This window comes from Mesorhizobium sp. M2C.T.Ca.TU.002.02.1.1, from assembly GCF_003997225.1.
In genome coordinates this window covers 1-1573 of record NZ_RZTO01001113.1, presented here as the reverse complement: position 1 = coordinate 1573, position 1573 = coordinate 1, and the positions used below count along the sequence as shown (strand labels likewise).

The 1573-nt window shown below is 66.1% G+C and carries 1 protein-coding gene; it reads right to left on the bottom strand.

The features are described from left to right. Positions 1–20 precede the first annotated feature (20 nt). Positions 21–1573 (bottom strand): lasso peptide isopeptide bond-forming cyclase (locus EOD07_RS33875; protein ID WP_127238306.1); only part of this gene is annotated, 1553 nt, incomplete at its 5' end.

The window sequence follows — 1573 nt, the reverse complement described above, 5'->3', positions numbered from 1 at the left end:
AAGGGAAGCGATCGGAAAGTTCATGCAGGGCTTCCTTGGACTTGCCGCAGCCAGAGCGACAGCGATACCGAGCGCCAGACATGCTGGACGTCCGGCAGCGTCGCCTGCTCGGGTTGGCTGAGCAGGCGCTCGTAGACCGCGTTCACTTCGGGCAGGTTGACATAGGGCGCGATCCGCTCGCTGTCCGAAATCAGCAGCCTGTCCAGAAGCTCGCGGTGATTGCCGAGCATGCCTTTGACCAGGTTGGCGGTGAAATCGATCTTGTCGCGCCGCCACTGCACCGCCGGCGGCAGAACGCCTTGCATGGCCCGGCGCAGCACATGGCGGCCGAAGCCGTCCTTGAGCTTTTCCTCGCCGGGCAATGCCAGGCAGAATTCGACGAGCGGCTTGTCCCAGAACGGATAACGAGGCTCCACGCCGAAATTGGCTGCGGCCTTGTCGAGCACTTCGAAGGCGTGCGGCACCAGTCCGGTGGACAGAAGCCAGCGATGCGTCAGCGCTTCGCTGGCGCTGACGGCTATCGGCATGTGGCCGCTGCGATGGAAACGCTCGGCAAGATCGGTGCGCCTGGCAAGCTCCGGGTTGACCAGGCCTGTCCAGGCGGCGCGCGCCGCTTGCGCCGGCCTGCGCCGCACCTTGCCGACAACGCGTCTGGCCATCGACCTCACCCGGGCGATCCGCCAGGCCGGTCCGTAGATGGTCAGGAACTTGAAATAGAGCGAGAGCATGCCCTCGCCATAGGTGTTTGCGGCGCTGCGCAGCTCGCGCCACAGCTCCAGCCACCTGCCGGCATTGGCGAGCTCGTGAAGGTGGCCATGGCCCTGCGAGACGACCTCGTCGCCGCCATGCCCGTCGAGAAGCACTTTGACGCCCTTTGCCCCCGCCATGCGGTAAAGGTCGCGCGTCAGCGACAGGCCGGGCGCCAGGAACGTGCCTTCCTGCTCCTCCAGGATGCGCTCGAACTCGGCGAAGGGCGCGTAGTTGCCGACGGCAATCAGCGTGGCGTCGAGCGGATTGTCGTCGACGACCGCATCGATGAACGGCTTCTCGTCCATCGGCGAGCTCTTGTCGAAGACGAGCGAGAAGGTCTTGAGCCTCGGGTTGCGCTGCGCCGCCGCGCGAAGACCGGCAACGCAAGCGATCGAGGAGGAATCGAGCCCGCCGCTCAGCATGGCGCCGACGGCCGGCGTGCCGCGCATGCGGTTCTCCACCGATTGCACGAAGAGATGCCTGAATTCCTCGGCTACGTCCGAGCGCGGCGGCCGTTGCGACGGCTCGATCTGCCAGTAGCGCCGCAGCGTCACCTGGCGGTCCACGACCGTCATGCTGTGCCGCTCCGGCAGGCGGAAGATCTCGGTATAGGGCGTGGCCTGCGGATCGTCCGGCAAGCCGGCGAGAAAGCCGGAAATCTGGTGCTCGCTGAGGCGCCTGCCGACGCCGTCCAGCGCCAGGATCGGTCCGATCTCCGAGGCGAACGCAAAGCGTTTGCCGGTCGAATGATAGTAGAAGGGTTTGACGCCGAAATGGTCGCGCGCGCAAAACAGCGCCCGGCGCTCGCCGTCCCATATCGCGA